Origin of the sequence: Enterobacter sp. CPE_E1241 (genome assembly GCF_045618265.1) — a bacterium.
GTDB lineage: Bacteria > Pseudomonadota > Gammaproteobacteria > Enterobacterales > Enterobacteriaceae > Enterobacter > Enterobacter adelaidei.
This window is the reverse complement of the sequence record NZ_JBIWYV010000001.1, coordinates 1,409,429-1,431,520: the sequence shown is the minus strand read 5'-3', so window position 1 is coordinate 1,431,520 and position 22,092 is coordinate 1,409,429. Positions and strand designations below refer to the sequence as shown.

The 22,092-nt window shown below is 56.1% G+C and carries 20 protein-coding genes and 1 pseudogene; 10 read left to right on the top strand and 11 right to left on the bottom strand.

Annotated features, from left to right (window positions below):
- Positions 1-32 precede the first annotated feature (32 nt).
- On the top strand, positions 33-1,340 hold the full coding sequence (gene bioA, locus ACJ9Y9_RS06895) for an adenosylmethionine--8-amino-7-oxononanoate transaminase (protein WP_072032743.1): 1,308 nt from the start codon (positions 33-35) through the stop codon (positions 1,338-1,340).
- A 48-nt stretch (positions 1,341-1,388) separates the two neighbouring features.
- Positions 1,389-1,865: a kinase inhibitor gene (locus ACJ9Y9_RS06890; RefSeq protein WP_028019399.1), complete on the top strand. Its 477-nt coding sequence runs from the start codon at positions 1,389-1,391 to the stop codon at positions 1,863-1,865.
- Positions 1,866-1,948: 83 nt separating this feature from the next.
- Here ACJ9Y9_RS06890 and hutH read toward each other — a convergent pair whose 3' ends face one another.
- The 5 genes from hutH to hutI all read right to left on the bottom strand — a co-directional run bounded on the left by hutH (position 1,949) and on the right by hutI (position 8,194).
- Complete coding sequence (gene hutH, locus ACJ9Y9_RS06885) at positions 1,949-3,469, bottom strand: histidine ammonia-lyase (protein ID WP_028019400.1); 1,521 nt, start codon at positions 3,467-3,469, stop codon at positions 1,949-1,951.
- Positions 3,466-5,154 carry a urocanate hydratase gene (hutU, locus tag ACJ9Y9_RS06880; RefSeq protein WP_028019401.1) on the bottom strand — a complete coding sequence of 563 codons (1,689 nt, stop codon included), beginning with the start codon at positions 5,152-5,154 and terminating at the stop codon, positions 3,466-3,468. Before hutU ends, hutH begins: the two co-directional genes overlap by 4 nt.
- A gap of 127 nt (positions 5,155-5,281) precedes the next feature.
- On the bottom strand, positions 5,282-6,016 hold the full coding sequence (locus tag ACJ9Y9_RS06875) for a histidine utilization repressor (RefSeq protein WP_028019402.1): 735 nt from the start codon (positions 6,014-6,016) through the stop codon (positions 5,282-5,284).
- A gap of 19 nt (positions 6,017-6,035) precedes the next feature.
- Entirely contained in the window at positions 6,036-6,974 is a 939-nt protein-coding gene (gene hutG, locus ACJ9Y9_RS06870; RefSeq protein ID WP_028019403.1) for a formimidoylglutamase, read from the bottom strand.
- On the bottom strand, positions 6,971-8,194 hold the full coding sequence (hutI, locus tag ACJ9Y9_RS06865) for an imidazolonepropionase (RefSeq protein WP_028019404.1): 1,224 nt from the start codon (positions 8,192-8,194) through the stop codon (positions 6,971-6,973). The genes hutG and hutI overlap by 4 nt, the downstream gene beginning before the upstream one ends.
- 224 nt (positions 8,195-8,418) lie before the next feature.
- On the opposite strand from hutI, the gene ACJ9Y9_RS06860 reads away from it, so the two are divergent.
- Complete coding sequence (locus tag ACJ9Y9_RS06860; protein ID WP_028019405.1) at positions 8,419-9,702, top strand: putative acyl-CoA thioester hydrolase; 1,284 nt, start codon at positions 8,419-8,421, stop codon at positions 9,700-9,702.
- Between the two features lie 52 nt (positions 9,703-9,754).
- Here ACJ9Y9_RS06860 and tisB read toward each other — a convergent pair whose 3' ends face one another.
- Entirely contained in the window at positions 9,755-9,844 is a 90-nt protein-coding gene (gene tisB, locus ACJ9Y9_RS06855; protein WP_023332440.1) for a type I toxin-antitoxin system toxin TisB, read from the bottom strand.
- Positions 9,845-10,287: 443 nt separating this feature from the next.
- Positions 10,288-11,283: a 6-phosphogluconolactonase gene (pgl, locus tag ACJ9Y9_RS06850; RefSeq protein ID WP_028019406.1), complete on the bottom strand. Its 996-nt coding sequence runs from the start codon at positions 11,281-11,283 to the stop codon at positions 10,288-10,290.
- 140 nt (positions 11,284-11,423) lie between these two features.
- Here pgl and ACJ9Y9_RS06845 point away from each other — a divergent pair, with 140 nt between their 5' ends.
- Positions 11,424-12,242, top strand: a complete 819-nt coding sequence (locus tag ACJ9Y9_RS06845) for a pyridoxal phosphatase (RefSeq protein WP_028019407.1) — start codon at positions 11,424-11,426, stop codon at positions 12,240-12,242.
- Here the strand turns inward: ACJ9Y9_RS06845 and modC are convergent, their stop codons facing one another.
- The 4 genes from modC to ACJ9Y9_RS06825 all read right to left on the bottom strand — a co-directional run bounded on the left by modC (position 12,243) and on the right by ACJ9Y9_RS06825 (position 15,095).
- Complete coding sequence (gene modC, locus ACJ9Y9_RS06840) at positions 12,243-13,301, bottom strand: molybdenum ABC transporter ATP-binding protein ModC (RefSeq protein WP_028019408.1); 1,059 nt, start codon at positions 13,299-13,301, stop codon at positions 12,243-12,245.
- Positions 13,302-13,303: 2 nt separating this feature from the next.
- Complete coding sequence (gene modB / locus ACJ9Y9_RS06835; protein WP_028019409.1) at positions 13,304-13,993, bottom strand: molybdate ABC transporter permease subunit; 690 nt, start codon at positions 13,991-13,993, stop codon at positions 13,304-13,306.
- Positions 13,993-14,766, bottom strand: a complete 774-nt coding sequence (gene modA, locus ACJ9Y9_RS06830; protein ID WP_028019410.1) for a molybdate ABC transporter substrate-binding protein — start codon at positions 14,764-14,766, stop codon at positions 13,993-13,995. The genes modB and modA overlap by 1 nt, the downstream gene beginning before the upstream one ends.
- Positions 14,767-14,945: 179 nt before the next feature.
- Positions 14,946-15,095 carry an AcrZ family multidrug efflux pump-associated protein gene (locus tag ACJ9Y9_RS06825; protein WP_008501118.1) on the bottom strand — a complete coding sequence of 50 codons (150 nt, stop codon included), beginning with the start codon at positions 15,093-15,095 and terminating at the stop codon, positions 14,946-14,948.
- Between the two features lie 127 nt (positions 15,096-15,222).
- Here ACJ9Y9_RS06825 and modE point away from each other — a divergent pair, with 127 nt between their 5' ends.
- From modE to galM, 6 genes and pseudogenes are all read left to right on the top strand, one after another.
- The gene (gene modE / locus ACJ9Y9_RS06820) at positions 15,223-16,011 is read left to right on the top strand and encodes a molybdenum-dependent transcriptional regulator (protein ID WP_028019411.1); all 789 of its coding nucleotides are present in this window, start codon (positions 15,223-15,225) and stop codon (positions 16,009-16,011) included.
- A gap of 67 nt (positions 16,012-16,078) precedes the next feature.
- The gene (gene modF, locus ACJ9Y9_RS06815; protein ID WP_028019412.1) at positions 16,079-17,551 is read left to right on the top strand and encodes a molybdate ABC transporter ATP-binding protein ModF; all 1,473 of its coding nucleotides are present in this window, start codon (positions 16,079-16,081) and stop codon (positions 17,549-17,551) included.
- A 201-nt stretch (positions 17,552-17,752) separates the two neighbouring features.
- Positions 17,753-18,767, top strand: a pseudogene (gene galE, locus ACJ9Y9_RS06810) (UDP-glucose 4-epimerase GalE).
- Positions 18,768-18,776: 9 nt separating this feature from the next.
- Positions 18,777-19,823: a galactose-1-phosphate uridylyltransferase gene (gene galT, locus ACJ9Y9_RS06805; RefSeq protein WP_028019414.1), complete on the top strand. Its 1,047-nt coding sequence runs from the start codon at positions 18,777-18,779 to the stop codon at positions 19,821-19,823.
- A gap of 3 nt (positions 19,824-19,826) precedes the next feature.
- On the top strand, positions 19,827-20,975 hold the full coding sequence (galK, locus tag ACJ9Y9_RS06800) for a galactokinase (RefSeq protein WP_028019415.1): 1,149 nt from the start codon (positions 19,827-19,829) through the stop codon (positions 20,973-20,975).
- Complete coding sequence (gene galM, locus ACJ9Y9_RS06795) at positions 20,969-22,009, top strand: galactose-1-epimerase (RefSeq protein ID WP_028019416.1); 1,041 nt, start codon at positions 20,969-20,971, stop codon at positions 22,007-22,009. The genes galK and galM overlap by 7 nt, the downstream gene beginning before the upstream one ends.
- The last annotated feature ends 83 nt before the right edge of the window (positions 22,010-22,092 follow it).

Genomic DNA, 22,092 nt, shown 5'->3' with positions numbered 1-22,092 from the left:
GGTTTATACTCGTAAACCTAAAACTTTTCAAAATGGTTTACAAGTCGATTATGACCCAGGACGATCTCGCCTTCGACAAGCAGCATATCTGGCACCCTTACACCTCCACCACCCGCCCTCTTCCCGTCTTCCCGGTGGCTTCGGCACGCGGTTGCGAGCTACACCTCGCCAGCGGTGAGCCGCTGGTTGACGGAATGTCCTCCTGGTGGGCGGCCATTCACGGGTACAACCACCCGCGCCTGAATGCGGCGATGAAAGCGCAGATTGACCAGATGTCGCACGTGATGTTTGGCGGGATAACCCATCAGCCCGCGGTGGATTTATGCCGTCGCCTGGTGGCGATGACGCCTGAATCGCTGGAGTGCGTGTTCCTGGCCGACTCCGGCTCCGTGGCGGTGGAAGTGGCGATGAAAATGGCGCTGCAGTACTGGCACGCGAAGGGCGAAACGCGCCAGCGGTTCCTGACCTTCCGCAACGGCTATCACGGCGATACCTTCGGGGCGATGTCGGTGTGCGATCCGGACAACTCCATGCACAGCCTGTGGAAGGGGTATCTGCCGGAAAACCTGTTTGCTCCGGCCCCGCAGAGCCGCTTCGACGGCGAGTGGAACGAGATGGACATGGTCGGTTTCGCCCGCCTGATGGCGGCGCATCGTCACGAAATCGCCGCGGTGATCCTGGAGCCTATTGTGCAGGGCGCTGGCGGGATGCGGATGTACCACCCGGAGTGGCTGAGGCGTATCCGCAAGATGTGCGATCGCGAGGGCATTCTGCTGATTGCCGATGAGATCGCCACCGGTTTTGGCCGTACGGGTAAGCTGTTTGCCTGTGAACATGCGGGCATCGCGCCAGATATTCTGTGTCTGGGTAAAGCGCTCACCGGCGGTACGATGACGCTTTCCGCCACACTCACCACCCGTCACGTTGCCGACACCATAAGCGACGGTGAAGCGGGCTGCTTTATGCACGGCCCGACGTTTATGGGCAATCCGCTGGCCTGTGCGGTGGCGAGCGAAAGCCTTGCCATTCTGGAAAGCGGCGAGTGGCAAACGCAGGTTGCGGCGATAGAGACGCAGTTGAAAGAAGAGCTGAGCGCCGCCTCGGGTGCGAATTTTGTGGCGGACGTTCGCGTGCTGGGCGCCATCGGCGTGATTGAAACCACCCATCCGGTGAATATGGCAGCGCTGCAGCGCTTCTTTGTCGAACGTGGCGTCTGGGTTCGCCCCTTCGGTAAGCTTATCTACCTGATGCCGTCGTATATCATTACGCCCGTTCAGTTGCGGAAGCTCACCGACGCGGTCGTCGAAGCCGTTAACATTCCCGCGCATTTCGCGATTTAACCCTATGCATTACACTTTCTGCACGAGTGATTAACGAGGGTAAATCGTATGAAAATCATCAGTAAAGATCTGCGCGACGGTGAAAAACTGCCGGAGCGTCATGTTTTCAACGGCATGGGGTACCATGGGGATAATATCTCCCCGCACCTTGCGTGGGACGAGGTTCCGGCCGGAACCAAAAGTTTTGTGGTCACCTGTTACGACCCGGATGCACCGACAGGCTCAGGCTGGTGGCACTGGATTGTGGCGAACCTGCCCGCCGACACACGCGTACTGCCACAGGGTTCCGGCTCTGGCCTGGTTGCTCTGCCTGAAGGCGCGATTCAGACCCGTACCGATTTTGGTAAAGCGGGTTACGGTGGCGCAGCGCCGCCAAAAGGGGAAACCCACCGCTATATCTTCACGGTGCATGCGCTGGATGTGGACAAGATTGAGGTGGATGAAGGGGCGAGCGGCGCGATGGTGGGCTTTAACGTGCATTTCCATACGCTTGGCAGCGCGTCGATTACGGCGATGTATTCATAAAAAAAGCCGGGTGGCGGCTACGCCTTACCCGGCCTACATTTCGCACTCGTAGGCCCGGTAAGCGCAGCGCCACCGGGCAAAAATCACAGCACTGGCGGCAACAACCCCACCAGCCGTCCTTCTTCCAGAAGCGCCATCGCTTTATCAATATCCGGCGCAAAGAAGCGGTCGTCGTCATAATGCGATACATGCTCGCGCAGCGTATGACGCGCCTGCTCCAGCAGCGGACTGGACTTCAGCCCTTCGCGCAGATCGATTCCCTGACACGCCGCCAGCCATTCCACGGCCAGCACGCCACGGGTGTTGGATGCCATCTCCCACAAACGACGCCCGGCAGCCGGAGCCATAGAAACGTGATCTTCCTGGTTTGCCGATGTTGGCAGGCTGTCCACGCTGTGCGGATGCGACAGGGCTTTGTTCTCGCTCGCCAGCGCCGCCGCCGTCACCTGAGCAATCATAAAGCCCGAGTTAACCCCGCCGTTACGTACCAGGAACGGTGGCAGCTGAGACATGTGCTTATCCATCATCAACGCAATGCGACGTTCAGACAACGCACCGATTTCAGCAATCGCCAGGGCAATGTTATCCGCCGCCATTGCCACCGGCTCAGCGTGGAAGTTGCCCCCGGACACCACTTCATTTTCCTGCGCGAATACAATTGGGTTATCGGACACCGCGTTGGCTTCCACCAGCAACACCTCTGCCGCCTGGCGCAGTTGCGTCAGGCACGCGCCCATTACCTGCGGCTGGCAACGCAGGGAATATGGATCCTGCACCTTTTCACAGTTGTGGTGTGAATCTGCAATACCACTGGTTTCGGTGAGTACATGACGGTACATGGCGGCGGCATCAATTTGCCCACGCTGGCCGCGCACCTCGTGAATACGCGCGTCAAACGGGCGACGCGAGCCCAGTACGGCTTCAGTCGTCAGGGCACCGCACACCACTGCTGAGGCGAACAGATCTTCAGCCTCAAACAGGCCGCGTAAAGCGAATGCCGTCGACGCCTGAGTACCGTTCAGCAGCGCCAGCCCCTCTTTTGCCGCCAGGGTGATCGGGTTTAACCCGGCTTTTTTTAGCGCCTCTTTCGCAGGAAGCCACTCACCCTGCCAGCGCGCCTGCCCTTCACCGAGCAGCAGCAGGGACATGTGCGCCAGCGGCGCGAGATCGCCGGATGCACCGACAGAACCTTTTGCCGGGATCCACGGATAGACTTCTGCGTTCACCAGCGCCATCAACGCCTGGATCACGCTCAGGCGAATGCCCGAGAAACCGCGCGCCAGGCTGTTGATTTTTAGCACCATCATCAGGCGGACAATCTCATCATCCAGCGGCTGACCAACCCCCGCCGCGTGTGAAAGCACCAGCGAACGCTGTAAGTTCTCCAGATCGTGTGTCGCAATACGTGTCTGCGCCAGCAGCCCAAAACCAGTGTTGATCCCGTAGGCAGTGCGCCCTTCGGCAACAATGGCTTCGACGCAGGCAACGCTGTCGTTGATCGCGGCGTGGGCACTTTCATCAAGCGAGAGCGTGACCGGTTGACGCCAGACGTTACGCAGTTGTTTGAGCGTCAGTGAGCCGGGGGTAAGTGTTAAGGCGTTCATTCATGATTTCCTTGTGTGGCAGCGATCATCGGCAGGTTTAGCCCCTGCTCTTTGGCACATTCAATGGCAATCTCGTAACCAGCGTCTGCGTGACGCATCACGCCGGTTGCCGGGTCGTTGTGCAGCACGCGAGCGATACGCGCAGCAGCTTCATCCGTTCCGTCACAGACAATGACCATCCCGGAATGCTGGGAGAAGCCCATCCCCACGCCGCCACCGTGGTGCAGCGATACCCAGGTCGCGCCGCTGGCCGTATTCAGTAAGGCGTTCAGCAAAGGCCAGTCGGAGACTGCATCCGAACCGTCGCGCATGGCTTCGGTTTCACGGTTCGGGCTGGCAACGGAACCGGAGTCCAGATGGTCACGACCAATCACAATCGGCGCGGAGACTTCGCCGCTGCGCACCATTTCGTTAAAGGCCAGACCCAGTTTTTGCCGCCACTCCAGCCCTACCCAGCAGATGCGCGCCGGTAAGCCCTGGAAGTTGATGCGCTCGCGGGCCATATCCAGCCAGTGGTGCAGGTGTTCGTCATCCGCGACAATCTCTTTCACTTTGGCGTCGGTTTTGTAGATATCCTCCGGGTCACCGGACAGGGCAACCCAGCGGAACGGACCGATACCGCGGCAGAACAGCGGGCGAATATAAGCAGGAACGAACCCCGGGAAGTCGAAGGCATTATTCACGCCCATCTCTTTCGCCATCTGGCGGATGTTGTTGCCGTAATCAAAGGTAGGAATGCCCATCTTGCTAAAGGCCAGCATGGCGGAGACGTGTTCTGCCATGGAACGTTTGGCAGCAAGAACCGTACTTTCCGGGTCGATTTCCGCTTTTTGCTGGTAAGCTTCCCACGTCCAGCCTTTTGGCAGGTAACCGTGCAAAGGATCATGAGCGCTGGTCTGGTCGGTAACCAGATCCGGACGGACGCCGCGGGCGACGAGTTCAGGAAGAATATCTGCCGCGTTGCCGCACAGGGCAATCGACACCGCTTTGCCTTCAGACGTGTATTTTTTGATACGCGCCAGCGCATCGTCCAGGCTGGTTGCCTGTTCGTCGACGTAACGAGTACGCAGACGGAAATCAATGCGGCTCTGCTGGCACTCAATGTTGAGCGAGCACGCGCCGGCAAGCGTGGCGGCCAGCGGCTGCGCCCCCCCCATGCCGCCCAGACCCGCGGTCAGCACCCAGCGGCCTTTCAGCGAGCCGTTATAGTGCTGGCGACCGGCTTCCACGAAGGTCTCGTAGGTGCCCTGGACAATTCCCTGGCTGCCGATGTAGATCCAGCTACCCGCGGTCATCTGGCCATACATCGCCAGCCCTTTAGCGTCCAGCTCGTTGAAGTGTTCCCAGGTGGCCCAGTGCGGCACGAGGTTAGAGTTAGCAATCAGCACGCGCGGCGCGTTCTTGTGCGTTTTGAATACGCCAACCGGTTTGCCGGACTGCACCAGCAGGGTTTCGTCGTGTTCGAGGTGAGTCAGAGATTTTACAATTGCGTCATAGCACTCCCAGTTGCGCGCGGCGCGGCCTATGCCGCCGTAGACCACCAGCTCGTGGGGGTTTTCCGCAACCTCTGGATCAAGGTTGTTCATCAACATGCGCAGCGGGGCTTCGGTGAGCCAGCTTTTGGCGGTGAGAGTGGTGCCGCGCGGAGCGCGGACATCCTGCTGGCGGTATTTACCTGACGACATTGTGTGCTCCTCATACGGGACAGATGATGCATTTAGATATACTTGTATAGACAAGCACACACAAGGTCAGTTTTAACAAAAAAGATACAATTTTGTTATATTGCGTTAGCTATCACGCTTTTAAAACTTATGACATAAAGTGGCCCTGCAGCCGGTAACGGTTACCCGGGAAAAGCAGCCGGGCATGCGACACAATTTGCGATGACGACCATGTACGACGACGGATCAGCAGGCATGGATCGTGCTCTTTAATGCGCAGCCGTTCACACTCCTGCGGCGTGGCGCGCACGGCCTCCACAATATGCTCCCCTTCCGTCAGCGGTGCGACGAGCGAGAGATAGGCGTGCGGCGTGGTGTGGGTGTAATCCTGGTTCAGGTAGTCCGGTATCCGTTCGGCGTTAACGCAGCGATCTTCAATCTGCACCGGAATGTCGTTTTCGAAATGCACCATCACGGAGTGGAAGATCCGGCTCCCCTCTTTGACATTCAGCTCTACGGCCTGCTCGGCGCTGGCCTGGGTCTCTTCGAGCACCAGCACCTCACAGCGGTGCTGATGGTTACGCGCGGTGATCTCATCGGCAATACTGCGGATTTCAAACAGGGCAGATTGCCCTTTCGGTTCCGCCACAAACGTTCCGACCCCCTGCAAGCGCACCAGAAGACCGTCGTCGGTCAGTTCGCGCAGCGCCCGGTTGACGGTCATCCGGCTAAAACCAAACTGCGCCACCAGCTCGGCTTCCGAGGGAATACGGTCGTGCGGCCGCCAGACGCCGGTGGCGATTTTTTCGCTTATCGCCTGCTTCACCTTTTCGTAGAAAGGTGCGGGAGGGCTCGACTGCGGCAGAGGTGAGCGTGAAAACATCGTGACTCCTTGAATAGTGTTATGCCCACCAGTGAGCAATTTGCCAGGCCAGACGGGCGGCAAGCTTTGCGCCCTGTCCGTCTCGATCGTACTGCGGGTTAAACTCTACCAGATCGGCGGCCTGTAGCTTACCGCTGCGGCAGATTTGTTCGATAACCGGCAGAAGATCCAGCGCCGGTATGCCTAACGCGGCCGGTGCGGACACGGCAGGCATTTCGCTCGCGGGGAGGACGTCCAGATCGATCGTCAGATAGATACGATCGGCCTGCGCCAGCACCTTTTCCAGTGCGGGTAGCGCATCGCGCCTGAAATGGAGATCTTCCACCAGCGTGACGTTCAGGCGTTCGGCCTCATCCCACAGCGCCAGCGTGTTCGCCGCCCGGCTCACGCCAAAGCAGGCGTACTGAAACTCCCGCCCGCGCTCATCGCAGTAATGCGCCAGCTGGCGAAACGGGGTGCCGGACGTCGCCCGGTCGGCCTTGCGCAGGTCAAGATGGGCATCAAGATTGATCACCACCACGCGCTCGCTCGGGAACGCATCCAGAATGCCCCGACCGTGCGCCCACGCGGTCTCATGACCGCCGCCAAAGACCAGCGTGCGCATCCCGGACTGCTGGCAGGCCGTGACGGCATCGCTTAACGCCTGCTGGGCCGCTTCCAGCTTGTTGCCTTCAACATAAAACGAGCCCATATCCGCCAGCCGTTCGTGCCCCTGATGGCTTGCCATATTCGCCAGCGCTTTCCGCAGCATATCCGGTGCCTGCACGGCGCCGGGCCTGCCATGATTGCGTTTCACCCCTTCATCACATTCAAAGCCTATCAGCGCGATGCTGGATGAAAGCGGCGTGAAATTCGGCTGCTGCCGTATCGTCTGAAAAATGCGCTTTGCGTTGCTGGCCTCGGCGCTGTCGTCGCGCCCCTGCCAGACCGTTTCGGCTACCGGCCGCCATAACCTCATACTGCCTCCCCACGGAAAATACGTTGATATAGCGGATTGCGTCCCGGCTCGTAGACCATCTCAACCGGATGGTGAGCATCCCAGACGATAAAATCGGCGACAAGCCCTGCCCTAAGCTGTCCGTGGGTTGCGCCACGACCCAGCGCCTGCGCGGCATGTCGCGTAACGCCAGCCCAGGCTTCTTCAGGGGTCAGACCAAACTGGACGCAGGCCATATTCATCGCCAGGTGCAGGCTGGCAAACGGGCTGGTGCCGGGGTTATAGTCGGTCGCGACCGCCATCGGTACCCCCTGTTTTCTGAGCTGTTCAACCGGCGGACGCTGGCGCTCCTGAAGAAAATAGAACGCGCCAGGCAACAATACGGCAACGGTCCCGCTTTGCGCCATCGCCTGAACGCCTGCATCATCCAGGTATTCGATATGATCGGCCGACAGCCCCTTATATCGGCTGACAAGCGCTGCGCCACCCAGATTTGAGAGCTGTTCAACATGCCCCTTCACCGGGATACCGAGCGCGGTTGCCGCCTTAAAGAGGCGCTCGGTTTGCGACGGGGTAAAGCCGACGTTTTCGCAAAATACGTCGACAGCTTCAAACAATTCTTTTTGCCACAGCACGGGCAATATCTGCTCACAGACCAGCGTGAGGTACGCATCCGGATCCTGTCGGAATTCCGGCGGAACCGCATGAGCCGCCAGCAGCGTTGGGCTGATATCAACCGGATTATTGAGGCTCAGTTGGCGTGCAACCTGCAGCATCTTCTCCTCGGCATCGGCGTTTAGCCCGTATCCGGACTTGATTTCAACCGTGGTGACACCTTCATTCATCAGACGCTGAAGCCGCTGCTGGGCCAGTTTCAGCAGGGTTTCCGGTGAACTGTTGCGCGTCGCCGTCACGGTAGCGTTAATCCCGCCTCCCTGGGCGCTGATTGTTTGATAAGAGACACCGTTCAGACGCTGCTCCCATTCTGCCGCGCGATCGCCGCCAAACACCAGGTGGGTATGGCAGTCAATCAGGCCTGGTGTAACCAGACGTCCCTGAAGATCGACGCTGTGACGGTGTCCTGAAGGTATTTCAGATTCAGGGATCACGGCCTGAATGGTTTGGCCGCGCACCACCAGAGCGTGTTGCTCTTTCAGGCCATACGGCGCGGCGCCTTCCGGATCCATCGTTGCCAGTCGCGCATTTCGCCATATTACATCGTCGGGATGAAGCTGCTGCATGGGTATTCCACTTGTCATGGGTTGTATAGACATTTATTTTCATCCACTGCCCGCTGTCAACCGTCCTGATGGAAAATGTTATTTATTTGTGATGACTTTCCCGCCCCCCGAGGGCAAAAAATGCAACTTTTACCCTTTTTAACTTCCCGTTTCGCTCAACTTAGTATAAAAAAGCAGGCTATTTCGTCTATCCCGTTAAGACTTGCATACCCAGGAGCTTTACCTTGAACATTTCCAGGATTTCCCGTCTGGCGTTAGCACTCGCCTTTGGCGTGACATTATCCGCATGCAGTTCAACACCACCGGATCAGCTGCCTTCTGAGCAGGTAGCACCGGGTACCGCCTCCCGCCCGATTTTGTCCGCTGATGAAGCGAAGAACTTCGACCGTGCACACTACTTCTCGGCGATGGAACCCAACGCTGCGCCGTGGACACCGTCTTCTATTAACCTGCCAAAACAGCCTGACTTCGTCGTTGGACCAGCAGGTGCGCAGGGTGTAACGCATACCTCTATTCAGGCTGCGGTTGATGCTGCCATCACGAAGCACAGCGCTTCTCGCCAGTACATCGCGATCCTGCCAGGCGAATATGAAGGCACCGTTTACGTTCCGGCGGCACCAGGCAGCATTACCCTTTACGGTCTGGGCGAAAAAGCGATCGATGTAAAAATTGGCCTGGCGATTGATTCAGAAATCGACAGCAACGCCTGGCGTCGCCTGGTGAACCCAGCCGGTAAATATATGCCGGGCAAACCTGCGTGGTACATGTTTGATAACTGCCAGAGCAAGCGTTCTGCCACCATTGGGGTGATGTGCTCAGCGGTATTCTGGTCTCAGAATAATGGCTTGCAGCTGCAAAACCTGACCATTCAGAACACCCTGGGTGACAGCGTCGATGCAGGTAACCATCAGGCCGTCGCGCTGCGTAGCGATGGTGATAAAGTACAGATCAACAACGTTAACATTCTCGGCCGTCAGAACACCTTCTTCGTGACCAACAGCGGTGTACAGAACACCCTGCAGAACAACCGCCTGACCCGTACGCTGGTGACTAACAGCTACGTCGAAGGTGATGTTGACCTGGTATCCGGTCGTGGCGCGGTGGTGTTCGATAACACCGACTTCCGCGTGGTGAACTCGCGTACTCAGCAGGAAGGCTATGTCTTTGCACCAGCGACGCTGTCTAACCTGTTCTTCGGTTTCCTGGCCGTAAACAGCCGCTTTAACGCTGCCGGTGACGGCGTGGCGCAGCTGGGCCGCTCCCTGGATGTGGACTCTGCAACCAACGGTCAGGTGGTGATCCGCGACAGCGTGATCAACGAAGGCTTTAACATGGCGAAGCCGTGGGCGGATGCCGCGATCTCCAAACGTCCGTTCTCCGGCAATACCGGTGCGGTGGACGATAAAGGAAACGTGCAGCGCAACCTGAACGACGCTAACTTCAACCGCATGTGGGAATACAACAACCGCGGTCTGGGTAGCAAAGTGGTTGCTGAGCCGAAGCAGTAAGATGAGAGTAAAAGGGGGAGTTTAATCCCCCTTTTTACTGCGACTGAATGCGTCAGGCACCAAACTTAAGATACGCATCCAATAGTTGCATAATCGCAACCATGAGTTGCAGGAACAGAATTGCCCATTCCACACCGCTCATACGCCACTCCTTTGGTATAGAGCACTTCTCCTCTGATTTACCTTTCCGCTGCCTGTCACCAGAGGTGTGTTGGTTATGTTTTGATGTGCTCCGCAGTTTAGGCACCGTCGGCACCACCCGACAGCCAGGACTTAAAAAGGATCCTGAATTGCGGAACTGCAACACATCAAGCCAACGGACAGAATGATATCAAATCACCACTGTACATAAAAACAGATAAAATCAGTTTAGGAATTCATAAAGCAAAAACACATAAACCACTGATTATTATATAAATAATAATCTCTAATCATTCCATGTTCTCTTTTCTTCGTTGACGATGAATTTACATCGCCTTAAGCCAATATTATGATGATTAAGTTGGTTACGTTTTGATGTGCTCACCCGGCGACCACCGGGCATAAAAAAACCTCGCATTCGCGAGGTTTTTTGTTTTAAGCCGCTTAGTGGGCGTTAACCACCACCCACATAGGCCCCTGGCCGACCGCATAGCGCCCTTTCTCTTCCAGCAGGCCCTGTTCGCCTTTGATTTCATACAGCGCAATGTGGTGGGATTTCTGCCCTGCTGCGATCAGATATTTACCGCTGTGGTCGATATTAAAACCGCGCGGCTGGGTCTCCGTTGGCTGGAAGCCTTCAATCGCCAGCACGCTGCCATCTTCCGAGACGCTAAACACGGTAATCAGGCTGGAGGTACGGTCACAGGCGTACAGATGGCGGCCATTTGGCGTAATGTGAATATCCGCAGCCCAACGGGTGTCAGAGAAGTCAGACGGCATCATATCCAGCGTCTGCACGCACTCAATCTGGCCGTTAGGATCTTTCAGTTCCCAGACGTCCACCGAGCTGTTCAGTTCATTGACCACATAGGCGTACTGCTGGTTCGGATGGAAAACCATATGACGGGGGCCCGCGCCTTCAACGGTAGTGACTTCAGCAGGAGTCTGCGCCACCAGGTGACCATCGTCGCTCAGGGTGAACAGGCAGATGCGATCCTGCTTCAATGCAGGTACCCACAGTGTACGGTTATCCGGCGTGATATTCGCCGAGTGGCAACCTTCCAGCCCTTCCACCACATCGACAGTTTCAACCGGAATACCGTTTTCCAGACGCGTTACGCTGACACAGCCTGCGTTATACGAGCCACTAAAGACAAAATTGCCTTTACGATCGGTAGAGATATGGGTTGGGCTGCCCGGCAATGGCGCTTCGGCAGTGTAAGTCAGCGCGCCGTCGTCCGGAGAGATGCGGTAGGCCAGCACGCGAAACTCCGGGCGCACACCCACGTACAAGAAACGTTTATCCGGACTGATGACCATCGGCTGCACCTGCCCTGGGACATCAACAACCTGCACCAGCGTGAGTGACCCTTCGGTATTTAAACGCCAGACATGGATCTGCTGGCTCTCAGGACTGGCGGTATAAACGGTTTGTTTCATGAATATTCACTCCTCACTGCGCATGAAAGTAGTTAACTTTTGACGGTGAATGCTGAATTGTCGACAGGAATTTTGAAGCATCCGCCTCTCGGTGTACCATCCCATCAAAACGTAAATTCAATATTAACCCGGAAAAACAAATGACCTCGCGTGTGATTGCTCTGGATTTAGACGGTACCTTACTGACGCCGCAAAAAACCCTCCTCCCTTCCTCCCTTGAAGCGCTTAAACGCGCGCAGGAAGTGGGATATCAACTCCTTATCGTAACGGGTCGACATCACGTTGCCATTCACCCTTTTTATCAGGCACTGGCGTTAGATACACCTGCAATTTGTTGTAATGGCACTTATTTGTATGATTATCAGGCAAAAAAGGTTCTGGCATCCGACCCGCTGCCGGTTCCTCAGGCGCTGCAATTGATTGATCTGCTGGATGAACACGCCGTACACGGCCTGATGTATGTGGATAACGCGATGGTCTATGAACGCCCGACCGGCCATGTGATCCGCACCAGCAACTGGGCGCAGTCCCTGCCTGAAGCCCAGCGTCCGGTCTTTACCCAGGTATCCTCCCTGCGCCAGGCAGCGCAGGATGTTGATGCTATCTGGAAATTCGCGCTGACGGATGAAGACACCACCAAACTGAATACCTTCGCAAAACACGTGGAAGAAACGCTGGGCCTGGAGTGTGAATGGTCCTGGCATGACCAGGTTGATATCGCCCGCAAAGGTAACAGCAAAGGCAAGCGTCTGACACAGTATGTGGAATCTCAGGGGTGGTCGATGCGTGACGTGATCGCCTTCGGCGATAACTACAACGACATCAGCATGCTGGAAGCCGCCGGTACCGGCGTGGCGATGGGCAATGCCGATGATGCAGTAAAAGCGCGCGCTAACGTGGTGATTGGCGATAACACCACTGACAGCATCGCGCAGTACATTTATACCCACCTGCTGTAATCAGGCGGTGATCGAGACGCTCTTAATTTGCGCGTAAAGCCACAGGCCGGGTTTGATCCCTAATTCATCTCTGGCCCACGGGCTGATACGCGCCCAGAGCGTCCTGCTGCCGACCTCAAGCTTTACTTCTACCTGGCCGTTATCATCAAAACACTCCGCCACTTTTGCACGCAGAATATTTCGGATACTGGTCTGCAACGGCGGTTGCAGCACCAGCGAAACATCCGACGCCTGAATGCGAATACGTAGCGCAGACTGCAGCGGTTTGTCGATTTTGTTGACCCACAGATGCTGATCGCCCAGTGCCAGCGCGGTCATTGCGTAATGTGGATGGTGTTCCAGCACACTGACTTTGAGGATGCTGCTCTGCTGCTCCCGGGGTAACCAGGGGTGCATCACGCTGCTGCCCCACACCTCTTCCAGGTTGCCGAAGGCCTTAACGCTGCCCTCTTCCAGCACCAGCACTTTATCAGCCAGATGCAGGATCTCATCCAGCGAGTGGCTAACGTAGAGCATCGGAATATTAATTTCGCGCGTCAGGCGCTGCAGATACGGCAGGAGTTCACGTTTACGCGGAATATCCAGCGAGGCCAGCGGTTCATCGAGCAACAGCAACTCTGGCGCGGTCAGCAACGCGCGGCCAATCGCCACACGCTGTTTCTCACCGCCGGAAAGCGAGGATGGCAGCCTGTCGAGCAGCTGTTCAATCCCTAAAAGGGTCACCAGCTTATCAAACTGCCCGGCCATGCTTTTCGCCATGCCGTAACGCAGATTCCCGCGCACGCTGTAGTGCGGGAATAATCGTGCATCCTGAAAAACATAGCCGATACGGCGTTTATCCGGCGAAAGATATACCTTATTCTCCACGTCATTTAAGACGCGGTTATTTAATACAATGCGCCCTGATTGCGGGCGGGTCAGGCCGCTTATCGCATTAATCAACGACGTTTTTCCCGCGCCAGACACGCCAAAGATGGCGGTAATGCCGCTGGCTGGCAGCGTCTCGTTAATCGTCAGGGTATGATTTCCCAGCGTCTGGGTAAATTGAAGCTCCAGCATGACTATTTCCCCATCCGCTCACGGCTGAGTCGCGCCAGCCATTCCGACACCAGCAATGATACCAGCGCTAATACGATTGAGATGATGCACAGTCGCGCTGCGGCGTTTTCTCCACCTGGCGTCTGAATCAGGGTATACATGGCCGACGGAATTGTTCGCGTCTCACCGGGGATGTTCGACACAAAGGTAATGGTCGCACCAAACTCGCCCAGCGAGCGGGCAAAGGCCAGCACCGTACCGACAATAATACCGGGTAATGTTAGCGGCAGCGTAATGGTAAAGAAGACGCGCCAGCGCCCGGCGCCCAGCGTGCGGGCCGCCTGTTCCAGTTTGAGATCCACCCCTTCCAGCGCCAGACGAATAGCCCTGACCATCAGAGGGAATGACATCACAGCCGCCGCCAGCACCGCTCCGCGCCAGCTAAAAGCGAACGTCAGCCCAAACCAGTCATAGAGTTTCTCACCGATAAAACCGCGACGTCCCATTGAAATCAGTAACAGATAACCGACCACCACGGGCGGCAACACGAGGGGAAGATGAAGCACACTGTCCAGCAGGGCTTTGCCTGGAAACTTACAGCGGACCAGTAACCAGGCAAAGAAGATCCCAAAGGGCAAACTCAGCACGACTGCCAGGGAAGAGACTTTAAGGCTCAGCAGCACGGCCTGCCATTCAGGATCGGTCAATATCATCAGTGAGTTGTAAATCCATAACGTTTAAAGATTGCAGAGGCTTCTGGTCCTTTCAGATAATCATAAAAGGCAGAAACCGTCGCATTTTTATGTCCATCAACAATCGCAACAGGGTATTCCACTTTCTTGTGGGAGTCTTCCGGGAAGGTACCTACCACTTTGACACCTTTGCTGGCAACGGCATCAGAACCGTAGACAATACCCAGTGGAGCTTCGTTGCGTTCCACCAGCGCCAGCGCACCGCGGACATCTTCAGCCGGGGCCAGTTTCGGTGACAATGTCTCCCATGCGCCCAGTTTTTGCAGTGCTTCTTTGGCGTAGATCCCGGCAGGAACGTGCTCAGGATCCCCCACCGCCAGGCGGCCACCGTTTAGCAGGCTGATCCAGTTGGTCTCTTTGTCGATGGTGATGTCAGCCTGCGCGCTGGCTTTTGGTGCCACCACTACCAGGCTATTCCCCAGCAGCGTTTCGCGGGTCGCCGCATCAATCGCTTTCTTCTCCACCGCGTAATCCATCCACTTCTGGTCAGCCGAGATGAACAGATCCGCCGGCGCACCCGCTTCTATCTGACGTGCCAGCGTCGAGGAAGACGCAAAAGAGGAGACTACATCAACGTTCTTCTCTTTTTTATATACCGCCGCGATATCCTGCAGCGCGTTGGTCAGCGACGCCGCCGCAAAGACCGTAATTTTACCGTCGTCCGCCAGCGCGTGGCCGGTAAGTGAAAGCGTCAGCGTTGCCCCTGCGAAAAGGCGTACCCAGGTACGTGCCATTTTTTAACTCCTGTGAGTAGCGTTATATACACATTAATATAACGATAACGTCAGGGAGATCCCAGCGTTAAATCGTACCGCTGAAGGGGTAAACCAGTGTGATACGTTAAATATTATCGGCGAAAACGGGAAAATCTTGAGAGCAAAACGCCCGGACTGGCCGGGCGTTTTGTGGGGAATTAATGCTGCTTTTTAGCCTGGTCTCGGTGACCAATGTTCGAGAAGACGTTGAACACTTCACCCAGGCCGTAGATGGCACCGAGGATGATGGCCATCACTACTGGTACCATGATCACGGCAAATACCAGACTTTTTAACAACTCTAACATGGTTTTCTCCAGAGATTGTGAATAGCTTATTCTACCCTTTCAAGTGAGAAAAACATCCCCTTTTGTGCGGTACCCTTTGCGCCCTGCACCATTTGGGTCACAATACTCTTTTTGCCAGGATACTGTTATGCAGGCCGAAATTCTCCTCACTCTCCGACTTCAGCAAAAGCTTTTCGCCGATCCGCGTCGTATCACCCTGCTTAAACAGATAGAACAAACAGGCTCGATTAGCCAGGGGGCAAAAAACGCCGGTATCAGTTACAAAAGCGCCTGGGATGCCATCAACGAGATGAACACCCTGAGCGAGCAACCGCTGGTGGACAGAGCTACAGGCGGCAAAGGCGGCGGCGGTGCAGTGGTTACGCGTTTTGGGCAGCGTCTGATTCAGCTTTACGATCTCCTGGCCCAGATCCAGCAAAAAGCGTTTGATGTGTTGAGTGATGACGACAATCTCCCGCTGGACAGTTTGCTGGCTGCCATATCCCGTTTCTCGTTACAAACCAGCGCCCGTAACCAGTGGTTTGGTACGGTAACGGCACGCGATAATCTCCAGGTGCAGCAGCATATCGAGATCCTGCTTGCCGATGGGACTACCCGCCTGAAAGCCGCAATAACGGCGCAGAGTGCAAAACGTCTTGAGCTGGATGAAGGTAAAGAGGTGCTGGTGTTACTGAAAGCGCCGTGGGTCAATATCACGAGCAATCCCGATACAGCTAAGGCAGCCGATAACCAGCTTCAAGGTGCAATCACCCATATTGAACGCGGTGAGGAACAGTGTGAAGTGCTGATGACCCTGGCGGACGGACAAATGCTCTGCGCGACGGTACCGCTCAACGAGGCTGACGGATTAGAGGAAGGTGCTGTAGTCACCGCATATTTCAACGCAGACCGGGTGATTATCGCCACATTGTGCTGAGCACATTGACAATCGTACCGACAGTGAGTATCCCTGACATCTGTTGCTGCAAAAAATGGGATAAATCATGTCATCATTGCATATTTCGCAAGGCACGTTTCGTCTTAGCGATACCCGAACACTGACAATTGCCGATTTGGCAATTCGCGCAGGTGAAAGCTGGGCATTTGTCGGCACGAACGGGAGCGGTAAATCAGCCCTTGCCCGCGCGTTGGCCGGCGAGCTCCCTCTCCTCAAGGGTGAATATCAGCGCCATTTTACGCGCCTGACACGTCTGTCATTTGAACAACTTCAAAAGCTGGTCAGTGACGAATGGCAGCGTAACAACACCGATTTACTCAGCCCTGGCGAAGAAGATACCGGCCGTACGACGGCGGAAATTATTCAGGATGAGGTGAACGATCCCGCCCGTTGCCAGCACCTGGCAGAACAGTTCGGCATCACCGCCCTGCTGGACCGGCGCTTTAAATACCTTTCAACCGGCGAGACGCGGAAAACGCTGCTTTGTCAGGCTTTGATGAGCGAACCAGAGTTGTTGATCCTTGACGAACCGTTCGATGGTCTTGACGTGCAGTCTCGCGCCCAGCTGGCAACGCTGCTGGCGTCGCTTAACCAGCAGGGGTATACCGTTGTGCTGGTGCTTAATCGCTTCGATGAAATTCCGGATTTCATCCAGAATGCAGGTGTGCTGGCCGACTGTATTTTGACTGAAACAGGCCAAAAATCAGTACTGCTTAAGCAGGCATTAATTGCGCAACTCGCACACAGTGAACAGCTTGATGGAATCACGCTTCCGGAACCCGACGCCCCTTCAGCTCGTCATGCGCTTGATCCCCACCATCCGCGCATCGTGCTGCGTGATGGCCTTGTCTCTTATGACGATCGCCCGATCCTTAACCATCTCAGCTGGACGGTCAATCCTGGCGAGCACTGGCAGATTGTTGGCCCTAATGGTGCGGGTAAATCAACGCTACTGAGCCTGATCACCGGGGATCACCCGCAGGGTTACAGTAACGATCTCACGCTGTTTGGCCGGCGTCGCGGCAGCGGCGAAACCATCTGGGATATCAAAAAGCATATCGGGTATGTCAGCAGCAGCCTGCATCTCGATTACCGGGTCAGCACAACGGTGCGCAATGTGATCCTCTCCGGGTATTTTGATTCCATCGGCATTTATCAGGCGGTATCGGACAAACAGCACAAGCTGGCTCAGCAATGGCTGGATATTCTTGGAATGGATACCCGGGTCGCTGACGCGCCGTTTCACAGCCTGTCGTGGGGGCAGCAGCGGCTGGCGCTGATCGTTCGCGCCCTGGTGAAACATCCTACGCTTCTGATCCTCGATGAACCCCTGCAGGGACTGGACCCGCTGAACCGACAGTTAATCCGCCGCTTTGTGGATGTCCTCATTAGTGAAGGCGAAACGCAACTGCTGTTTGTTTCACACCATGCCGAAGATGCCCCCTCCTGCATCACACACCGCCTGGAGTTTGTGCCGGACGGTGAACGCTATGATTATCTGCTAAGCAAAATCGACTAAACTCCGGAGGGCGCCGCCCTCCGTTTTTCAGATAACCTGCACTAAGACATCGCTATCCCTTTGATCTACAATGCCACACGACATCTGAAAATCGGTATTTAAAAACAGTGTAAACGATTCCACTATTTTATCCCATGTCACACTTTTAGCGACTCTGTTATGCTATGGTTATTACATACCATAAGCCCAATGGAGCGAAATATGCGAGTTCTGGTAACAGGTGGTAGCGGTTACATAGGAAGTCATACCTGTGTGCAACTGCTGCAAAATGGTCATGATGTCATCATCCTCGACAACCTGTGCAATAGTAAGCGCAGCGTGCTGCCTGTGATTGAACGTCTTGCCGGGAAACAGCCAACGTTCGTGGAAGGCGACATCCGCAATGAAGCGCTGATGACCGAGATCCTTCACGACCACGCCATTGAAACGGTGATCCACTTCGCCGGTCTGAAAGCGGTCGGTGAATCCGTTGCGAAACCGCTGGAGTATTACGACAACAACGTCAACGGCACCTTGCGTCTCATCTCCGCCATGCGTGCGGCAAACGTTAAAAACTTTATCTTCAGCTCATCCGCCACCGTCTATGGTGACCAGCCAAAAATCCCTTACGTTGAAAGCTTCCCAACCGGTACGCCGCAAAGTCCGTATGGCAAAAGCAAACTGATGGTGGAACAGATCCTGACCGATCTGCAAAAAGCGCAGCCGGAATGGAGCATCGCGTTGCTGCGCTACTTCAACCCGGTCGGCGCCCATCCGTCAGGCGATATGGGTGAAGATCCACAGGGCATTCCGAATAACCTGATGCCGTATATCGCGCAGGTAGCGGTGGGCCGTCGTGACTCACTTGCGATTTTTGGTAACGACTATCCAACCGAAGATGGCACCGGCGTGCGTGATTACATCCACGTTATGGATCTGGCCGACGGGCACGTGGCGGCCATGCAGCAACTGGCAAATAAGCCAGGCGTGCATATTTACAATCTCGGCGCCGGTATTGGCAGCAGCGTGCTGGATGTGGTTAACGCCTTCAGCAAAGCCTGCGGTAAGCCGGTCAATTATCACTTCGCACCGCGTCGTGAGGGTGACCTCCCTGCTTACTGGGCCGATGCCACCAAAGCCGATAAAGAGCTTAACTGGCGTGTGACCCGCACGCTGGATGAAATGGCACAGGATACCGGCACTGGCAGTCCGCCACCCACAAGGTTATCCGGACTAAGGATCCGTCATGACTTCATTTAATCCCGTCGATCATCCGCATCGTCGTTTTAACCCGTTAAGCGGGCAATGGATTTTAGTTTCTCCGCATCGCGCCAAGCGCCCCTGGCAGGGGGCGCAAGAGACGCCTGCGAAACAGACGCTGCCACAGCATGACCCGGACTGCTTCCTGTGTCCGGGCAACACCCGCGTCACCGGAGATAAAAACCCGGACTACAAAGGCACCTTCGTCTTTACCAACGATTTTGCCGCCCTGATGACCGACACGCCGGACGCGCCGGAAAGCCACGATCCGCTGATGCGCTGCGAAAGCGCGCGCGGAACCAGCCGCGTGATCTGCTTCTCGCCCGATCACAGCAAGACGCTGCCGGAGCTGAGCATTGAGGCGCTGAAAGAAGTAGTAAGCACCTGGCAGGCGCAAACCGCCGAGCTTGGGCAGAGCTATCCGTGGGTGCAGGTGTTCGAAAACAAAGGCGCGGCCATGGGCTGCTCGAACCCGCACCCTCATGGGCAGATCTGGGCGAACAGCTTCCTGCCTAACGAAGCCGAACGTGAAGACCGCCTGCAAAAAGCCTATTACGCGGAAAACGGTTCCCCGATGCTGCTGGACTACACCCAACGTGAGTTGGCCGATGGCAGCCGCACCGTGGTGGACACTGAACACTGGCTGGCCGTGGTGCCTTACTGGGCAGCCTGGCCCTTCGAAACGCTGTTGCTGCCAAAAGCTCACGTGCAGCGCATCACCGAGCTCAGCGACGCACAGCGCGACGACCTTGCCCTGGCACTGAAAAAACTGACCAGCCGTTATGACAATCTGTTCCAGTGCTCCTTCCCGTACTCCATGGGCTGGCACGGCGCACCGTTTAACGGCGAAGAGAATCAACACTGGCAGTTGCATGCCCATTTCTATCCGCCGCTGCTGCGTTCTGCGACGGTACGTAAATTTATGGTGGGCTATGAAATGCTGGCGGAAACGCAGCGTGACCTGACGGCGGAACAGGCGGCAGAACGTCTGCGTGCCGTTAGCGACGTCCACTATCGCGAATCAGGAGTCTAAAAAATGAGTCTGAAAGATAAAACACAATCCCTGTTTGCTGAGAAATTTGGCTACCCTGCCACCCACGTTATCCAGGCGCCTGGCCGCGTTAACCTGATCGGTGAACACACCGACTATAACGACGGTTTCGTGCTGCCGTGCGCCATCGATTACCAGACCGTCATCAGCTGTGCAAAGCGCAACGACCGCAACGTCCGCGTGATTGCGGCGGATTATGGTAATGAGACGGACGAGTTTTCCCTCGATGCCCCGATTGTGACGCACGACAGCCAGCAGTGGTCTAACTACGTGCGCGGCGTGGTGAAGCACCTGCAGAAACGTAACAAGAACTTTGGCGGCGCCGATCTCGTTATCAGTGGCAACGTACCACAGGGGGCAGGCTTAAGCTCCTCTGCCTCTCTGGAAGTCGCCGTGGGAACCGTGTTCCAGCAGCTTTATCATCTGCCGCTGGATGGCGCGCAAATCGCCCTGAACGGTCAGGAAGCAGAAAACCAGTTCGTGGGCTGCAACTGCGGCATTATGGATCAGTTGATCTCCGCGTTGGGCAAAAAAGAGCACGCGCTGCTGATCGACTGCCGCTCGCTTGGCACCAAAGCCGTTCCGCTGCCAAAAGGCGCCGCGGTCATTATTATCAACAGCAACTTTAAACGCACGCTGGTGGGGAGCGAGTACAATACCCGCCGCCAGCAGTGCGAAACCGGTGCGCGCTTCTTCCAGCAACCCGCCCTGCGCGACGTGACGCTTAATGAATTCAATAAGGTGGCCCACGAGCTGGATCCGGTCGTCGCCAAACGCGTTCGTCACGTGCTGACGGAGAACGCCCGAACCGTCGAAGCCGCGTCCGCGCTGGCGAAAGGCGATCTGAAACGTATGGGTGAGTTGATGGCGGAATCGCACGCCTCCATGCGCGATGATTTCGAGATCACCGTTCCGCAAATTGACACCCTGGTGGACATAGTCAAAGCCACCATCGGCGAGAAAGGTGGCGTGCGTATGACCGGCGGTGGCTTCGGTGGCTGCATTGTTGCCCTGGTGCCGGAAGAACTGGTTCCTGCCGTCCAGCAGGCGGTAGAGAAACAGTACGAAGCGAAAACAGGTATTAAAGAAACGTTCTACGTGTGTAAAGCATCACAAGGAGCCGGACAGTGCTAAACGAAACACCTACCCTTGCACCGGATGGTCTGCCGTATCGCCTGTTAACCCTGCGCAACAGCGCGGGGATGGTGGTTACGCTGATGGACTGGGGTGCAACCCTTCTTTCTGCCCGCGTACCGATGCCGGACGGCAGCGTGCGCGAAACCCTGCTCGGCTGTGCTTCACCTGAGCAGTACGTCAATCAGTCCGCCTATCTGGGCGCGTCTGTAGGGCGCTACGCTAACCGCATCGCGAAGAGCCATTTTGAACTCGACGGCGTGGAGTATTCTCTGCTTCCAAGCCAGGGTGAGAACCAGCTGCACGGCGGTCCGGACGGGTTTGACAAACGCCGCTGGAAGATTGTTCGGCAAAACGATGGGGAAGTGTTGTTCTCACTGGATTCGCTTGATGGCGATCAGGGCTTCCCGGGGAACCTTATTGCCTCCGCACGCTTTACGCTGACCGACGACAACCGTATCGCCATTGAGTACCGTGCGATGGTCGACAAACCGTGTCCGGTTAACCTGACCAATCACGCGTACTTTAATCTGGACGGTAACCAGTGCGACGTGCGCAACCACAAGCTGCAGATCCTGGCGGATGCGTATTTGCCGGTTGACGAGATGGGCATTCCTTATCAGGGCCTCAAAGACGTGAGCGGAACCAGCTTTGACTTCCGCAGCGCGAAGACTATCGCCCAGGATTTCCTGAGCGATGACGATCAGCGCAAGGTGAAAGGTTACGACCACGCTTTCCTGCTGCAGGCAAAAGGTGATATCAGCCAGCCTGCTGCACAAGTCTGGTCTGCGGATGAGAAGCTGCAGATGACGGTGTATACCACAGCCCCTGCCCTGCAATTCTACTCAGGCAACTACCTTGGCGGCACGACGGCACGCGAACATGATGAATACAGCGACTGGCAAGGACTGGCGCTGGAGAGCGAGTTCCTGCCGGACAGCCCCAATCATCCGGAATGGCCGCAGCCAGACTGTGTGCTGCGCCCGGGAGAAGAGTACGTCAGCGTGACGGAATACCATTTTATCCCGCATTGATTTCCAGCCCTCCTGTCGGAGGGCTTTTTTCTGCTCGCCTTGCTGAAAATAGCGCCGATCGCAGACAAAATCATAACCCTGGA

Coding starts and splice junctions, on each gene's coding strand:
- bioA (WP_072032743.1), top strand. CDS start 33: ATGGTTTACAAGTCGATTATGACCCAGGACGATCTCGCCTTCGACAAG.
- ACJ9Y9_RS06825 (WP_008501118.1), bottom strand. CDS start 15,095: ATGTTAGAGTTGTTAAAAAGTCTGGTATTTGCCGTGATCATGGTACCA.
- modF (WP_028019412.1), top strand. CDS start 16,079: ATGTCATCATTGCATATTTCGCAAGGCACGTTTCGTCTTAGCGATACC.
- hutU (WP_028019401.1), bottom strand. CDS start 5,154: ATGTCGTCAGGTAAATACCGCCAGCAGGATGTCCGCGCTCCGCGCGGC.
- modC (WP_028019408.1), bottom strand. CDS start 13,301: ATGCTGGAGCTTCAATTTACCCAGACGCTGGGAAATCATACCCTGACG.
- hutH (WP_028019400.1), bottom strand. CDS start 3,469: ATGAACGCCTTAACACTTACCCCCGGCTCACTGACGCTCAAACAACTG.
- modB (WP_028019409.1), bottom strand. CDS start 13,993: ATGATATTGACCGATCCTGAATGGCAGGCCGTGCTGCTGAGCCTTAAA.
- ACJ9Y9_RS06845 (WP_028019407.1), top strand. CDS start 11,424: ATGACCTCGCGTGTGATTGCTCTGGATTTAGACGGTACCTTACTGACG.
- pgl (WP_028019406.1), bottom strand. CDS start 11,283: ATGAAACAAACCGTTTATACCGCCAGTCCTGAGAGCCAGCAGATCCAT.
- galT (WP_028019414.1), top strand. CDS start 18,777: ATGACTTCATTTAATCCCGTCGATCATCCGCATCGTCGTTTTAACCCG.
- tisB (WP_023332440.1), bottom strand. CDS start 9,844: ATGAGCGGTGTGGAATGGGCAATTCTGTTCCTGCAACTCATGGTTGCG.
- modA (WP_028019410.1), bottom strand. CDS start 14,766: ATGGCACGTACCTGGGTACGCCTTTTCGCAGGGGCAACGCTGACGCTT.
- hutG (WP_028019403.1), bottom strand. CDS start 6,974: ATGAGGTTATGGCGGCCGGTAGCCGAAACGGTCTGGCAGGGGCGCGAC.
- ACJ9Y9_RS06875 (WP_028019402.1), bottom strand. CDS start 6,016: ATGTTTTCACGCTCACCTCTGCCGCAGTCGAGCCCTCCCGCACCTTTC.
- hutI (WP_028019404.1), bottom strand. CDS start 8,194: ATGCAGCAGCTTCATCCCGACGATGTAATATGGCGAAATGCGCGACTG.
- modE (WP_028019411.1), top strand. CDS start 15,223: ATGCAGGCCGAAATTCTCCTCACTCTCCGACTTCAGCAAAAGCTTTTC.
- galK (WP_028019415.1), top strand. CDS start 19,827: ATGAGTCTGAAAGATAAAACACAATCCCTGTTTGCTGAGAAATTTGGC.
- ACJ9Y9_RS06890 (WP_028019399.1), top strand. CDS start 1,389: ATGAAAATCATCAGTAAAGATCTGCGCGACGGTGAAAAACTGCCGGAG.